This window comes from Corynebacterium sp. HMSC073H12, assembly GCF_001837775.1.
Lineage (GTDB): Bacteria > Actinomycetota > Actinomycetes > Mycobacteriales > Mycobacteriaceae > Corynebacterium > Corynebacterium amycolatum.
This window is the reverse complement of sequence record NZ_KV834038.1, coordinates 88,282-101,402: the sequence shown is the minus strand read 5'-3', so window position 1 is coordinate 101,402 and position 13,121 is coordinate 88,282. Positions and strand designations below refer to the sequence as shown.

Here is a 13,121-nt window from a genome sequence, read left to right as displayed (position 1 = left end):
TGATTCTTGGGTTTGGGCGGCGGTTTGAATCCGGGGTGGGGGATATGGTGTGGGCGAATTGATAAAGAACTGTTCGTTAGGGGACCTCGTTAGGGAGGGGACAGTGCAATGTCAGAGTTGGAATCGTGTGGGGAATTTCGCTTCAGTCATGAGGTGAGGGCTCATCCGCTCGCCGAAGTGATGCGGGAGATTAATCGTCTGCAGATGGTTATCGCTCAGCGGGTCGCACCACCAGATGATGGCGATGTTGAAGCTCATCTGGCTTATTGGTCGGTGGTGCTCGGAATCTCTCGTACCGAAGTTAATAAATATATGGAAATTGGCTACATGCTTGGGCGCATGCCGCAATTGGCGGAAATGTGCCAGGAGCGCGGGCACTTGTCAATGAAGCATTTGGCAATGCTCGGAAAACACACACGCCCTGTAGTCGATGAAAAAGTTGACGCAGTTGAGTCAGGTCTCGTGGCCGTCGTTAAGCCAAGGCGAGACGGGGAAGCGCTCCGTGGCGTGCGGGCGATGGCAACGCGCGTGCAGCGAGTGATTGGTGAGTGTGCTCCGGAAGTCCGGCCACGCGATGTGGATGTCGCTGGGTTGCACACTGATAGGGTCCTGGCCCGGAATGTGGAAGCGACCGTAGATGCTGCAATTGATGCGGCGGCATACCAAGTCGAGGAGGGTGGAGGGTCTGCGGATAGTCCTGAGGAGTCGAAAGAGGTGCAGGAGGTTCAAGCTGCGGCTCTCGACTACTTTGGCGATCGCATGACGGCTAAGGAGTTTATCGCGGTTGATGAACGTGGTGACGCTGGAGTGGTAACGCTGACTACTGTGCTCGAGCGACATCATGCGGTGGAAGCTCTTGCAATTATCGACGCAGTGGCTAAGAAGATGAAAGTGAGTCGCGCGGCAGCTTTCATGCATGCGCTACGCGGTACTTGTGAGGTGGAGGTGAATCTGGAGCTCTTCCGAGTGCTCTCTCCCGGGGAGGATGGCGAACCGGAAAACACTCCAGTGTGGCTCGCTGGTGCTGGTTGGCTTTCTACGCTGGTGGCCGAGTCTTGGCTGAAACGGGTATCGACATTGCGGGTGCTGGGGGATAGTGCAGTTGAGGGCTATCGGCCCTCCGAGTCGCAGCGTGCATTCGTGCGTGCCCGTGACGGTGTGTGTAGTTTTCCTGGATGCGATGTCCCTGCGGAAAAGTGCGATATCGACCATATTGTGGAATTTGATCACAGTCTTTCCGGTGGTGAGCGGCAAACGGAAGGGGCTACGCACACAGATAATCTCCATTGTCTCTGTCGACGGCACCACAACCTCAAAACTGCTGGTCTGTGGCGAGTTGTTCGAGGTGATGATGGGACTGAAGCCTGGACGTTCCTCTCTTGTGATGAGGGGCCGTTTGCGCAGTCGGACAAAGAGCATACTGGGCATGGTCGGTACACCTTTGCCTCGCAGACTGAAAAGAAGACCGCTGCGCTGGCTGAGCACAATGAGAAACGTCGCAAATTGCATGACAGTCTCCGCGGCCTAGTGGATAAGGTGCGGAGGGATTTGGAAAAGGGGAGGACAGTAGACGGGGTGGATTGTGAAAGCGATAGAGATTGTGAAAGCGATAGAGATGGTAAGAACCGCGGAGACAGTGATGGGGAGTGAGTGCTAGGTTCTGCTACACTCATTTGTGTCCATATAGTGAGAAGGGTATCTCAAAAAATGACTGAGGTAGGAAAGCTGAAGATCGCCGTCATCCCGGGGGATGGCATCGGCACGGAAGTTACGGCAGAGGCACTGAAGGTGCTGGAGGCTGCTATCGGCGAGTTCGACACCACCGAGTATGACCTCGGTTCGCGTCGCTACTTGCGCAATGGCGAACTGCTCACCGACGCCGACCTTGACTCTCTGCGCGAGCACGACGCTATTCTGCTCGGTGCCATCGGTGACCCGGCGAACGTTCCCCCGGGCGTTCTCGAACGCGGACTGCTGCTGAAGATGCGCTTCGCGCTGGATCACCACGTTAACCTGCGTCCTTCCAAGCTCTTCCCGGGTGTCGAGTCTCCGCTGAAGAACCCGGGCGAAATTGATTTCGTGGTCGTCCGCGAGGGAACCGAAGGTGCCTACACCGGTAACGGCGGTGCGATTCGCGTCGGCACGCCACACGAGGTTGCCAACGAGACCTCCGTCAATACCCGCTTCGGTGCTGAGCGCGTTGTTCGCTACGCCTTCGAGCTGGCTATGACCCGTCGCAAGAAGCTGACTCTCGTCCACAAGACCAATGTGCTGGTGCACGGCGGTGGTATGTGGCAGCGTACGGTCGACGAGGTCGCTAAGGAATACCCAGAGGTAGATGTCGATTACTCGCACATCGACGCTGCGACGATTTACCTCGTCACTAATCCTTCGCGTTTCGACGTCATCGTCACCGACAATCTCTTCGGCGACATCATTACTGATGAAGCTGGTGCGGTTTCGGGCGGTATCGGCCTGGCAGCGTCCGGCAACATTGACGCCTCCAATACCAACCCGTCCATGTTCGAGCCCGTTCACGGCTCCGCGCCCGACATTGCTGGCAAGGGGATCGCTGACCCGACGGCAGCCATTCTGTCGGGTGCCATGATGCTTCGCCATCTGGGTCGTGAGGAAGACGCTCAGCGCATTGAAGCTGCTGTGGAAGCTGACATGGCTACCCGCGGTAGTGGCCCGATCAAGACCAGTGAAGTTGGCGACCGCATTGCTGCTGCTTTGAAGTAGCGCATGCGGTAGTGCAAACAGTAGTGCAGTAAAATAGGGGAAGGGTTAGACAATCACAGTTTTGCCATCGACGGTAGTGATGTGAGTCTTACCGTCGGCGGTGTGCTCGATGAAGTCCGACGCATGTCCGACCTGGGCAAGCACATCGATGATGGTGTCGAGGGGGTGTGGGGATGAGCTTCCTGCGCCGCCATCGGAACCATTTCCTCCCAGCCCTGCCACCAGCGCATCCCTTGTGATCTCCGCATGTCCCAGGTGCTGAGCCGCCTCGTGGAAGACATGCACAATCACTCCTTCGATGCTGCCGCACCACCAACGGTCTTTATCGGTAGGAATCGCAGCAGGAGCACCAGCGCGGTCCACGCCTTGCAGCTCCACCAGCGCGGATTCAATAGCCGCGCGATCGCGGTGGTAAATCTCCAGCCCTTCCGAAACACTGCAATGAGCAGAAAACTCCCCATCGCGATCGCGGACATAATCGCGCCCAAGGCAGACGCGCTCGAGCCAGTACCTCGCAGATCCAGTCACATGCCGTAGCAGCACTGCCAGGGAGTTAATGGCTGGGATGGGGAGGGTTGCGTTGAAGGTGTCGTCGTCAAGCGTGGCGACGAGTGCCGCGAGCTTGTCCATCCTGCCGAGGATGTGGACATCGAGCGGCCATTCGGGATTCGTTGAAGCGCTGTGTGTGGAATTGGTCATAAGGTTAAGTATTCCAGGAAAACAACCCGGCAAAAACAGTCCCGCAAATCACTCCTATTGGGGCCAAAAATAGGGGATAATTGACCCCATGACCGTCGAGCTTGCGGAAATCGCAGACTTCCTCAGCCACACTCGCCCCTTTTCGGACCTCTCCGATGAAGAGCGGGCGACTATCCCACCGCTTTTGACCATGCGCTATGCCCGTCGTGGTACGGAGATTATCCGGGCGGGTGCGGATAATAACAGCTGTTTCATTATTCGCTCTGGCATGGTGGATGTTTTTGATCCTGCGGGCACTCTGCTGGACCGGCGCGATGTGGGTGATCATCTCGGCTATTCGACACTATTGAGTAGCGATCCCTCGCTGTACACGATGACGGCGGTGGAGGATTGCGTTTTACTGGTGATTTCCAAGGAGGTCTTTGACCAGCTCAATGACCAGTTTGCTGAAGTTCGGCGCTACTACGGCGGAGAAAACGCACGCATTCGTGCAGTGGCATCGAAGCTGCGGAGTACTGCCGCATCGGAATCGTTGCGTACGCGGGTTGCGGACCTGATGGAAACATCGCTGGTGACTTGCAGCGCTGACGCGACAGTGCAAGAGGCCGCGCAGATTATGACGGAGCGGAATGTCTCCAGTCTGCTGGTGATGGAGTCTGCAGGCGCCAACCAGAGCCCACTCGTTGGCATTATCACTGACCGCGATCTTCGGCGTCGGGTACTGGCAGAGGCTAAGCCAGCGGCGACGCTTGTAAGCGAAGTGATGACCGGAAACCCGGAAACCATCAGTCCCGATCTGTTGGTTTTTGAAGCCATGCTGCTGATGGCCGAGCGCGGCTACCACCACCTGCCGGTGCATGACGGGACACGAGTGGTCGGGATGATCGTCATTGGTGACCTTCTACGCAGTCTGCACACCGATCCCGTGTACGCTACGGCGACGCTGGCGCGGAAGAGTGATATTTCGGAGATTGCGGAGATCGCTCAGAACGCGCGGCGAATTGTCGGCCGGTTCATTGACCGGGGTGACTCGGGGGAGGAGGTCGCTAAGCTGCTGACTGCCGTGACCGATGCTGTCACTCGCCGTCTGGTCACGCTTGCTGAGGAAAAGCTCGGGCCCCCGCCGGTCAGCTACGCGTTTGCGGTACTGGGCTCGCATGGGCGCGGGGAGATGGGGCTCGCCTCCGATCAGGACAATGCGCTGGTTCTCGCCGACGACTACGACGTCGACGTTCACGCTGACTATTTCGCCGCGCTTAGCGACGAGATTTGCACCAACCTTGCCCGAGTTGGTTATCCGCTCTGTCCAGGGGACATGATGGCCAGCAACCCTGCGTGGCGGATGACCAAGTCGCAGTGGCTGCGCACTTTCCACGGGTGGATTACGGCACCGGAGGCGGAGGCGTTGCTACATGCACAGACCTTCTTCGACATGCGTGGGGTGGCGGGCGACGTGCAACTAGTGGAGGAACTGCGCGCCGCCTACCTGCCGCTGGCGCAGGGGGCGCAGCGCCTGCACGCGCACTTGGCCAAACTCGCGGCCTGGCGGGAGCCGCCGCTCGGCTTCTTCCGTGGCCTGGTGCTGGAAAAGGGCGGCGAGCACGCGGAAACCCTGGACATCAAGAAGGGGGGAACTGCTGCTGTGGTGCAGATGGCGCGTCTATTTGCTGTGGCAGCCGGTCTGCCACAGCTGTCGACACGTGAGCGTTTGGCAGCAAGTGCCGGAGCCGGAAGCGTGAGTCGCCAAGGTGCTCAGGACCTTGCGGATGCGTTCGAGTTCCTGTGCACGGTGCAGCTTCATCACCAGCAGGCCCAGTTCAACGCCGGCACCCAGCCGAATAACCACATCTACCCTAAGCGCCTATCAAGCCTGGAACGGGAGCATCTGCGCGATGCGTTTGGTGTTATCCGCAAGTTGCAGCAGAGTCTCGGGGCGAAGTATCCCATCCGGGCGATGTCGTAGTTTAGCTGTGTGAGTGAGCTGTGTGAGTTAGCTGTGGGAGCGCGCAATGTTGAAGTTTTTTAGACCCCGCAAGAAACTCCTGGACGCACCTATCCGCGACAATGCCTGGCTCGCGGTCGATGTGGAAACCACAGGTCTGGATCCTTCCAAAGATCAGCTGCTTTCCATCGGCTGGGTGGCAGTGGAAGGCCGCGACATCGTCCTGGAAGAGTCGGGTCATCTTCTCATCCGCCCAGAGCGCGAGGAGGTGAGCGTCGGCGAGTCGGCGACGGTGCATGGGCTTACCGACGACATGGTCGCAACCGGGGTAGAGGCAGAGGTAGCCGTCGGCAAGCTGTTAGAAGCTCTGCGCGGACGGAAGCTGCTGGCGCACTACGCGCGGATGGAAGTTGGTTTCCTGGATCCGTTGTGCCGGAAGTACTTTGATGCGCGCTTTGATGTGCCGGTGGCGGACACTATGACACGCGAGTACGACGCGATTTTGCGGGCCAACCGCGAGCCCGTCCGTGATGAGCTGCGGTTGTGGTCACTGTGCGACAAGTACGGCATTCCCCGTCTTAAGGCGCACCACGCGTTCAATGATGCACTGGCTTGTGCGCTGGTGTGGCTTGCGCAGGAATCGCGCGGAGTTTAAATCGTAAGTGTTTGAGAGTGGGGGTCGTTGCATAATTATCGCAATGTGACGTGTACCCTATTTTTATGCGTATTGCTCGAATCGCCCACCCAGAGGGCATGTGCTTCGCGCTCGTCGAGGGCGAAGGCAATGAAGTTACTTTGCACGAGATCGAAGGGCACCCTTTCGGTCAGCTGAATAAGACTGGTCGTTCCTGGCCGCTTGCCGACGTACGTCTGCTTGCCCCGATGCTGCCGTCGAAGGTCATCGCTATTGGTCGTAACTACGCTGACCACGTCGCCGAGGTGTTCAAGAAGTCGGCAGAATCGCTGCCGCCGACGATGTTCATCAAGCCGCCGACGGCCGTCATTGGCCCGGAAGCGCCGATTCGTATTCCGGAATTCGCCACCAACGTTGAGTTTGAGGGCGAGCTGGCACTGGTTATTGGTAAACCGTGCAAGAACGTCAAGAAGGAAAACGCTCACGATGTGATCTTCGGATACACCATCGTCAATGATGTTTCTTCCCGTGACCTGCAGTTCGCCGACGGTCAGTGGGCACGCGCAAAGGGCATCGATACCTTCTGCCCGCTGGGCCCGTGGATCCAGACGGAGCTGGACTACAACGAGCTGCCAATCAAGGCGCACCTGACTCACGAGGGCGTTACCGAGACTAAGCAGGACTCCAACTCCAACCAGATGATTATGTCCATCCCGGAGATCATCGAGTTCATCACCGCCTCGATTACGCTGCTGCCGGGTGACGTCATCTGCACCGGCTCCCCGGCCGGGACCGCTGCGATGTTCCCGGGCGACCGCATCGAAATCGAGATTCCGGGTATCGGCAAGCTGGCCAACCCGGTGGAGCGAGCTTAAGCTGCTAGGGGCTTAAGCGCCTTTAACTCCAAAAGCGCGGAGCACAGTGCCCATTTTGGCGCTGGTCTCCGTGACTTCTTCTTCTGGGTCGGAGTGCGACACAATGCCGCCTCCGGCCCATAGTCGTGCCACGGAGCCCTCAGTGTCAATCTCGGCGCAGCGTATGGAGACCACGAACTCGCCGTCGCCATTCTCATCGCACCAGCCGACAGCGCCCGAGTAGAAGCCGCGGTCGGTCTCTACGGCCTGAATGACGCCGAAGGCGGATTCCGTCGGTGTGCCACAAATGGCTGGTGTTGGGTGCACCACCAGTGCCAAATCCAGCGCGGACAGCGACGGATCCTTCAATCGACCGCGGATATGCGTGGCCAAGTGCCACATTTCGGCGGTGCTCATCAGCTCGGGGCTGTCCGGAACATCCAGCGAACTGCACAGCGGCGCCAGGTTGTCGGCGATGTCATCGACAACGAAGGCATGCTCATCCAAGTTTTTGCGTGAATCCGCTAAACGACGAGCCGACGCCCGGTCCACCTCTTCATTTCGCGACCTTGGCAACGACCCGGCCAAGGGAAATGCCTCAACGATGTCGCCTGTACGGCGGACCAGCATCTCCGGGGAAGAACCGATGAGCAACTTGCCCTCGTAATCGGAACCGGCGGGAGAGAGATCCACGACAAAGCCATCGCGGTTGGGGGATCCGTCGATAAGCCGCGATGCGAGTAGGAGCGGGTCAATCGGGGGATCGATTTCGAGTTCCACAGCGCGCGCGAGCACGACCTTTTCCAGCGCCGAGTACTCGATGGTGCGGATGGCTGCGGCGATGCGCTCAGCGTGCTCATCGAGCGGGGGATCGTAAGCGACGATGCTGGCGTGAGGCTTCGGTGCGTTCCAGCGGTAGTGCGCGGGTGGCTCCAGCGGCTGCGAGGAGCGGATGACTTCCCGGGGAACGGTCAGGGCAGCGGGCTTGTCCAAGTCGAAGGGCAGGGCGCCGACCACCATCTTGTGAATGCCCGAGTGCAGTCCCTCGGCCGCGAGCCAGGGGTCGGAAATCTGCTCTTCAATACCTTGCGTGCGGATGGAGCCGTGCGCACGGGAGAGCAAAAAATCAGGAGCGGTGGTTGGGCGGGACGTGTCCCAGCGCGTCGAACGCTTCGGAGTCGCTGCAGGCTCGTTCGACGGGTGAGACTTTTCCTGCTGCTCTTCCTCGTTTCCGCCGCCCAGAGAGGGGTGGTTTTCCATGGACATAGCCCTAACCCGCCTCCTCAATCTAAACCCAGTTGTGCTCCAGTTTAAGGGGCAGGCTAACCCCTGCCCAAAAAGGGCATACCCGCAGCGGTAATCGTAAGCTGATCGATGACGGCACCTGCCGGCAGATTCGCGGCGTAGAGGAAAGTTTCCGCAGCCTGCTTGGCATCGAACATCGGCTCGCTGCCTGTGAACGTCCCCAACAGGTCAGTCTGCGCATTGCCAATATCAATGCGCGTTGCCGTAATGCCGTACTCGCGTCCGTCGAGGGCAAGCACGTGGGTCATTCCGGCAAGGGCGCTTTTCGACGTCGCGTACGCCGCCGTGTGCGCTCTCGGCACCTGCGCCGCGATAGAACAATTGACCAGGATTCGGCCGCCCGCTTGCCCCGCCTTCCCCTCACACCCCGCCTTCATCCGCGAAAAAGCCTCGCGTGCACACAGGTACGAGCCGACCACATTCGTATCGATGACTGCGCGGAAGTCCTCAATGTCAGTCTCACCGAACTCTGCGGGCGTGCCGGGCAGCCCCGCATTGAGCACCGCAACATCAATGGTTCCCGTAGCCACCTGCGCGTCGTCAAACATCGCACGGACCTGCTCGGGGTCGGTGATGTCACACCTGGAGTAGGTGATGTTGTCCGCTTCGGCGGCAACAGTCTCGAGCGCGTCGATACGCCTGCCGCAGATATGCACGTGCCAGCCATCGGCGGCGAAAGCCAGAGCAATTTCGCGACCAATGCCCGCGCCGCCACCAGTTACTACTACCGTTTTGGTCATGAGCACCATTATTAACTGTTCTACGGTCTACGCACACATGTCCCCGCACGACGCCGTCAACGCCGCGCGTGACGACGGCTACGCGGCCGTGGAATTCTGGTGGCCATTTGACCTCGCAGTGCCCGCACCCGATGAGATTTCCGCTTTTTGTGACCTCTTTGACGACAGCTTTGGTCTTTATGCCATGAACTTGTGGGGTGGCGATATGGCAGCGGGGCAACGAGGAGTGCTCGATACTGATGGGTTGCCCGCGGGGCACCTGGAGGCAGTGAGCCAGATCGCGCGAGCCACGGGGCTGAAATGCTCTAACGTGCTGCTGGGGCGCTCGGGGGAGCTAACGGACTTGCAGTTGCAAAGGCTGACCGAGATCACTGCCCAGCTGGAGCTCAGTGGCGTTCGCGCATTGATTGAGCCACTGTCCGGGATGACCGATTATCCCATTACAGATCCCTGGCAGGCCGAGGAGTTAGCGCAACAGACTGGTGCTGGCCTGCTCGCGGACTTTTACCATTTTGCGGCCAATGGCATCGATGTGGATGCTTGGCTCGCTGATGTGGAGACCGGAAGAGTGAGTCTGCCGGCGCACGTCCAGATTGCCGATTTCCCAGGCCGCGGCGCGCCGGGCACCGGTGAGGCGCCACTGCGCAGCTGGGTTGAGCGGCTGCGCGCCGCCGGATACGCCGGTGAAGTGGCAGGGGAGTGGACTCTGTAACCCTATGTAAAACCCTATGCATGCCTGCAGGTGGGAGGGCGGGTATCGTGGGAAAGCATGTCAGATGTTCGCGTACGCTTTTGCCCGTCGCCAACCGGTACCCCGCACGTTGGCCTCATCCGCACCGCCCTGTTCAACTGGGCATATGCCCGTCACACTGGTGGCAAGCTGGTCTTCCGCATCGAAGATACCGATGCCGCTCGCGACTCCGAAGAGTCCTATCAGGCAATCATCGAGGCCCTGAATTGGCTCGGTATTGACTGGGACGAGGGCATCGACGTCGGCGGTCCGCACGGCCCGTACCGCCAGTCGCAGCGCAAGGACATCTACGCCGATGTGTTGCAGCGCCTCATTGACGCTGGAGAAGCTTACGAGGCCTTTTCCACCGCTGAAGAGGTTGAGGAGCGCCACAAGGCCGCCGGCCGTGACCCGAAGCTGGGCTACGACAACTACGACCGCAACCTGACCGAGGAGCAGAAGGAAGCCTTCCGTGCAGAGGGGCGCAAGCCGGTGATTCGCTTGCGCATGCCAGACGAAGACATTGTCTTCGAGGACCTCGTCCGCGGTCGTATCGAGTTCAAGGCCGGCCTGGTTCCGGACTTCGTTATTGCCCGCTCCAACGGTGATCCGCTCTACACCCTGGTTAACCCGGTCGATGACGCTCTGATGGAGATCACCCACGTCCTGCGTGGTGAGGATCTGCTGCCATCGACCCCGCGCCAGATTGCTCTCTACGAGTCGCTGAAGCGCATCGGTGTCGCCAAGTTCACCCCGGAGTTCGGTCACCTGCCGTTCGTTATGGGCGAGGGCAATAAGAAGCTGTCCAAGCGCGACCCACAGTCCAACCTCTTCATCCACCGCGATAACGGTTTCATCCGCGAGGGTCTGCTGAACTACCTGGCTCTGCTGGGTTGGTCTATGGACGGCGACCAGGACATCTTCACCATGGACGAGATGGTTAAGGCCTTCGATATCCACGATGTGCTGTCCAACCCGGCCCGCTTCGACCAGAAGAAGGCCGACGCTATCAACGCCGACCACATCCGCATGCTCGATCCGAAGGACTTCGAACAGCGTCTGCGCACGTATTTGGAAAGCCACTTTGACTTCCCGTCCGACTACCCGGCGGATAAGTTCGCTTTCCTGGCAACGCTGCTGCAGACTCGTGTGAAGACGCTTTCCGACGCCTGGGACCTCTCGAAGTTCCTGGTTGTGGAAGAGGACGAGTTCACCTTCGATGAGCGCTCGGCACGCCGTAACTTCAAGGAAGACGCCGTCGCTGTCCTGGAGGCCACCATTGCAGCTGTGGAGCCACTCAGCGAAGAGGACTTCGTCACCGAGAAGCTCGAAGCTGCACTTCAGAAGGCTCTCATCCAGGACCTGGAGCTGAAGCCACGCAAGGCCTTCGGCCCGGTGCGCGTGGCTGTAACTGGTGCTCAGGTATCGCCGCCGCTGTTCGAGTCCATGGAGCTGCTTGGCCGCAGCCGCAGCCTGAGTCGACTGCGCAAGGCTCTCGAGGTGACTCCTTTTACTGCTGCTCAGTAAAGAGCGCGAGCTGGGCTGAGCGAAGCAGGTTCGTGTAAGAGCCTAATTCCTTGCCCACCTTCTGCGGGTCGCGGTTCAGCATGTTCATGGAGGTTTCGCGGTAGTCCTTGACCAGCGACCCCATGTGGTTATTGAAGAACTCGTGCCAGTCGGTTCCCCAGTAGACCGTGCCGTCCTCGTTTCGCTTGAGCAGTGCGGCAAAGGCGTACACGAGTGGGTAGATGAACCCGTCCGGAATCGCGTAGCCGATGGGCTGGCGGTAGAACTTCGAGTACTTCTGTGGAGTTTTGCCAGTCCGCGGATTCTTCTTGTTGGCCTTGTCAACAGCATCAATGCCGCCGAATTTGCCGCCACTCTTGTTGTAGAGATCGGGTAGCTCCGCGTTGATGCGCTCGAAAATATCGATGAAGTCACGCGTGAGGTTCAAGGCACTGCGGACCTTCTCGTTGTAGAGAACGACCTCTTCGGTGCGCTCATTGATACTTTCAGTGCTGGGCTTAGTGACCTCCGGGGAACTCATGACATCCTCGAAGCGGTCAAGCAGCTTGGCCTTGCCGGAGTAGAGGCTGGTAGGGGTCGGTGCTTCAATCTGCTTGCCGTCGGCATCCTTCGGCAGGTCAATACAGGACAGTGGAATCCACGCCATAGCGATGACATCGCCCACCTTTAGTCGACCAGTATCGTTGGTGCGCCACTGCACGTTGTCGCTAATTCCCTGCGGCAGAGCATGCTTCAGATCGTCAAAGTAGCCGGCGCGATTGAGTTTTGCTTCCGCCTTGAGCTCCGCATTGTTGTTGCGGGCGGCACAGATATCGAGCAGAGCATCGGAGAAGTCCTGCACAGTGTCCTCGTCCCGAGCACCGGGAACGAGTACCTCTACCGGAACTCGGGCATCGAGCTCGGTGAGGCTTTCGTCGGCAAGCAATTCCGCGATTTCTTCGGAGCGCTCCATCCAGACCTCCTTCATTTCGGACCACGTCTTGATTTTGCGGCTAGGCGGTGGAGCGAGCTTGCCCAGGACGAACAGCGCGATAGCCAGCGAGTTGTGGCCGCCGTCGAGGATGCCTTCGATGCGACGGTTGCTGAAGGTGAAGCGGTAGAGATTGTCTTCACTGGTGAACTGAGTGGAGGCCAGGAGCACACCCTTGGACTTGTAGGCGAAGAGCTCCGGCGTGGTGTCGATGGTTTCCATGATGGCATCGGTGATGCGGCCGGTGCGGGACACGCGTGGGTTGGCATCGAGGTTGAGGCCCGAGATGATTTTCGCGAACTGACGGATAGCGACAGTGCCGATGACGCGGCCGATGGTGCCGTTCATTTGCTCCGTGATGTCGGAGAACTCCAGCTCGAGTGTGATGGGGGCGGTTGCTGTTGCCGTTGTTGAGGGGGAAGTCATGATGCTTGCCTTTCAGGGATGGTTTGTGGTGTGTGGCGGCTGTTTGCCAGCCGCTTCACCACGAAGTGTCTCCTGAAGGGCGGATCGACTTTGAGCTGCGATCGAATGGGCTTTCGATCTGGGATTGCGTTAGTTAGATGCACCGCATTGGTTATGCATTAGTTATGTGCACTGCTGAGGTGGGCTGTGGGGCCTCGCGAATTTAAACGAGCCTTTGACAACGAGCCTTTGACCAGGTGATTTGCTCTTGTTCACGCGAATTGGCTATATTATTCCTCGTTGCGTTCAGCAGCGATGGCCTATGGTGTAATTGGCAACACAACGGTTTCTGGTACCGTCATTCTAGGTTCGAGTCCTGGTAGGCCAGCGGAATTCGCTTGCTTAACTAACTTGATTAGTTGAGTTGAATTCAGTTCTAAGCCCCGTTCGTCTAGCGGCCTAGGACGCCGCCCTCTCACGGCGGTAACACGGGTTCAAATCCCGTACGGGGTACAAAGACAGCGCGAAAGCGCCAGTCTTTATTGGCCTATGGTGTAATTGGCAACACAACGG

At 58.9% G+C, this 13,121-nt stretch carries 11 protein-coding genes and 2 tRNA genes; 9 read left to right on the top strand and 4 right to left on the bottom strand.

What is annotated here, in order from left to right; all coding sequences use genetic code 11:
* Positions 1–108 precede the first annotated feature (108 nt).
* Both HMPREF2708_RS07185 and HMPREF2708_RS07180 read left to right on the top strand, forming a co-directional pair.
* Positions 109–1,650, top strand: a complete 1,542-nt coding sequence (locus tag HMPREF2708_RS07185) for an HNH endonuclease signature motif containing protein (protein WP_070833679.1) — start codon at positions 109–111, stop codon at positions 1,648–1,650.
* A gap of 75 nt (positions 1,651–1,725) precedes the next feature.
* Entirely contained in the window at positions 1,726–2,742 is a 1,017-nt protein-coding gene (locus HMPREF2708_RS07180) for a 3-isopropylmalate dehydrogenase (RefSeq protein WP_141745476.1), read from the top strand.
* Positions 2,743–2,787: 45 nt separating this feature from the next.
* On the opposite strand, the gene HMPREF2708_RS07175 is transcribed toward HMPREF2708_RS07180, so the two are convergent.
* Positions 2,788–3,441 carry a mycothiol transferase gene (locus tag HMPREF2708_RS07175; protein ID WP_070833678.1) on the bottom strand — a complete coding sequence of 218 codons (654 nt, stop codon included), beginning with the start codon at positions 3,439–3,441 and terminating at the stop codon, positions 2,788–2,790.
* Positions 3,442–3,529: 88 nt separating this feature from the next.
* Here HMPREF2708_RS07175 and HMPREF2708_RS07170 point away from each other — a divergent pair, with 88 nt between their 5' ends.
* The 3 genes from HMPREF2708_RS07170 to HMPREF2708_RS07160 all read left to right on the top strand — a co-directional run bounded on the left by HMPREF2708_RS07170 (position 3,530) and on the right by HMPREF2708_RS07160 (position 6,892).
* On the top strand, positions 3,530–5,404 hold the full coding sequence (locus HMPREF2708_RS07170) for a DUF294 nucleotidyltransferase-like domain-containing protein (RefSeq protein WP_070833677.1): 1,875 nt from the start codon (positions 3,530–3,532) through the stop codon (positions 5,402–5,404).
* Positions 5,405–5,450: 46 nt separating this feature from the next.
* On the top strand, positions 5,451–6,038 hold the full coding sequence (locus tag HMPREF2708_RS07165) for a 3'-5' exonuclease (protein WP_070833676.1): 588 nt from the start codon (positions 5,451–5,453) through the stop codon (positions 6,036–6,038).
* 65 nt (positions 6,039–6,103) lie between these two features.
* Positions 6,104–6,892: a fumarylacetoacetate hydrolase family protein gene (locus tag HMPREF2708_RS07160; protein ID WP_070833675.1), complete on the top strand. Its 789-nt coding sequence runs from the start codon at positions 6,104–6,106 to the stop codon at positions 6,890–6,892.
* Positions 6,893–6,904: 12 nt separating this feature from the next.
* Here the strand turns inward: HMPREF2708_RS07160 and HMPREF2708_RS07155 are convergent, their stop codons facing one another.
* Together HMPREF2708_RS07155 and HMPREF2708_RS07150 are read right to left on the bottom strand one after the other, a co-directional pair.
* Positions 6,905–8,137 (bottom strand): isochorismate synthase, encoded by a 1,233-nt coding sequence (locus tag HMPREF2708_RS07155; protein ID WP_070549661.1) that lies wholly within the window; start codon positions 8,135–8,137, stop codon positions 6,905–6,907.
* Between the two features lie 56 nt (positions 8,138–8,193).
* Positions 8,194–8,916: an SDR family oxidoreductase gene (locus HMPREF2708_RS07150; protein WP_070833914.1), complete on the bottom strand. Its 723-nt coding sequence runs from the start codon at positions 8,914–8,916 to the stop codon at positions 8,194–8,196.
* Between HMPREF2708_RS07150 and HMPREF2708_RS07145 the strand changes: the two genes are divergently transcribed.
* Positions 8,915–9,628, top strand: coding sequence for a TIM barrel protein (locus HMPREF2708_RS07145; protein ID WP_246840371.1), 714 nt, complete (start codon positions 8,915–8,917; stop codon positions 9,626–9,628). The two genes, HMPREF2708_RS07150 and HMPREF2708_RS07145, sit on opposite strands and share 2 nt — an antisense overlap.
* A 57-nt stretch (positions 9,629–9,685) precedes the next feature.
* Positions 9,686–11,173, top strand: a complete 1,488-nt coding sequence (gene gltX, locus HMPREF2708_RS07140; protein WP_070833673.1) for a glutamate--tRNA ligase — start codon at positions 9,686–9,688, stop codon at positions 11,171–11,173.
* Here the strand turns inward: gltX and HMPREF2708_RS07135 are convergent.
* A complete protein-coding gene (locus HMPREF2708_RS07135) occupies positions 11,157–12,569 on the bottom strand; it encodes a hypothetical protein (protein WP_246840370.1) in 1,413 nt (470 codons plus the stop codon). The two genes, gltX and HMPREF2708_RS07135, sit on opposite strands and share 17 nt — an antisense overlap.
* A gap of 295 nt (positions 12,570–12,864) precedes the next feature.
* Between HMPREF2708_RS07135 and HMPREF2708_RS07130 the strand changes: the two genes are divergently transcribed.
* Both HMPREF2708_RS07130 and HMPREF2708_RS07125 read left to right on the top strand, forming a co-directional pair.
* Positions 12,865–12,936: transfer RNA gene (locus tag HMPREF2708_RS07130), tRNA-Gln, on the top strand.
* A gap of 52 nt (positions 12,937–12,988) precedes the next feature.
* A tRNA-Glu gene (locus HMPREF2708_RS07125) sits at positions 12,989–13,061 on the top strand.
* Positions 13,062–13,121: the final 60 nt, after the last annotated feature.

Coding starts and splice junctions, on each gene's coding strand:
- HMPREF2708_RS07185 (WP_070833679.1), top strand. CDS start 109: ATGTCAGAGTTGGAATCGTGTGGGGAATTTCGCTTCAGTCATGAGGTG.
- gltX (WP_070833673.1), top strand. CDS start 9,686: ATGTCAGATGTTCGCGTACGCTTTTGCCCGTCGCCAACCGGTACCCCG.
- HMPREF2708_RS07160 (WP_070833675.1), top strand. CDS start 6,104: ATGCGTATTGCTCGAATCGCCCACCCAGAGGGCATGTGCTTCGCGCTC.
- HMPREF2708_RS07170 (WP_070833677.1), top strand. CDS start 3,530: ATGACCGTCGAGCTTGCGGAAATCGCAGACTTCCTCAGCCACACTCGC.
- HMPREF2708_RS07175 (WP_070833678.1), bottom strand. CDS start 3,441: ATGACCAATTCCACACACAGCGCTTCAACGAATCCCGAATGGCCGCTC.
- HMPREF2708_RS07145 (WP_246840371.1), top strand. CDS start 8,915: ATGAGCACCATTATTAACTGTTCTACGGTCTACGCACACATGTCCCCG.
- HMPREF2708_RS07135 (WP_246840370.1), bottom strand. CDS start 12,569: ATGACTTCCCCCTCAACAACGGCAACAGCAACCGCCCCCATCACACTC.
- HMPREF2708_RS07155 (WP_070549661.1), bottom strand. CDS start 8,137: ATGTCCATGGAAAACCACCCCTCTCTGGGCGGCGGAAACGAGGAAGAG.
- HMPREF2708_RS07150 (WP_070833914.1), bottom strand. CDS start 8,916: ATGACCAAAACGGTAGTAGTAACTGGTGGCGGCGCGGGCATTGGTCGC.
- HMPREF2708_RS07165 (WP_070833676.1), top strand. CDS start 5,451: ATGTTGAAGTTTTTTAGACCCCGCAAGAAACTCCTGGACGCACCTATC.